The sequence below is a fragment of the Metamycoplasma equirhinis genome, assembly GCF_006385185.1.
Lineage (GTDB): Bacteria > Bacillota_I > Bacilli_A > Mycoplasmatales > Metamycoplasmataceae > Metamycoplasma > Metamycoplasma equirhinis.
The window spans coordinates 1-695 of the sequence record NZ_VFIX01000021.1 but is presented as its reverse complement, the minus strand read 5'-3'; the positions used below and the strand labels follow the sequence as shown (position 1 = coordinate 695).

The 695-nt window shown below is 66.3% G+C and carries 1 pseudogene; it reads left to right on the top strand.

The window, feature by feature from the left end:
* Positions 1 to 695: pseudogene (gene pknE / locus FJM08_RS08465) on the top strand (serine/threonine protein kinase PknE); the annotation flags it as partial.

The following is a 695-nucleotide window of genomic DNA, read 5'->3' as shown; positions in this document are numbered from 1 at the left end:
GGCCACCGCGGATCAGGATCGTGCCACCGACATCTTGCGGCGCAGCCAGGTGGCCAAGCTGCCGGTGCCATCGACTCACCCGGTGTCACCGGGTACCCGGTGGCCGCAGCCGACGCCATGGGCTGGCGGGGCGCCGCCATGGGGGCCACCGTCGTCTCCGCTGCCCCGGTCAGCCCGCCAGCCCTGGTTGTGGGTTGGTGTTGCCGTCGCCGTCGTGGTGGCGCTGGCGGGCGGCCTGGGTATCGCGCTTGCCCATCCGTGGCGGTCATCTGGACCCCGCACGTCGGCACCGCCGCCACCGCCGCCCGCAGATGCGGTCGAGCTCCGCGTTCTCAACGACGGTGTCTTTGTGGGTAGCTCGGTGGCGCCGACAACGATCGACATTTTCAACGAACCCATCTGTCCACCCTGCGGCAGTTTCATCAGGTCGTATGCGAGCGATATCGATACCGCGGTGGCCGACAAGCAGCTGGCGGTGCGCTACCACCTGCTCAACTTCCTCGACGACCAGTCGCACAGCAAGAACTATTCGACGCGAGCGGTGGCCGCCTCGTACTGTGTAGCGGGGCAAAACGACCCGAAACTCTACGCCAGCTTCTACTCCGCCCTATTCGGCAGCGACTTTCAGCCGCAAGAGAACGCCGCATCGGATCGCACCGATGCCGAACTGGCACATCTTGCTCAAACAGTCGGCG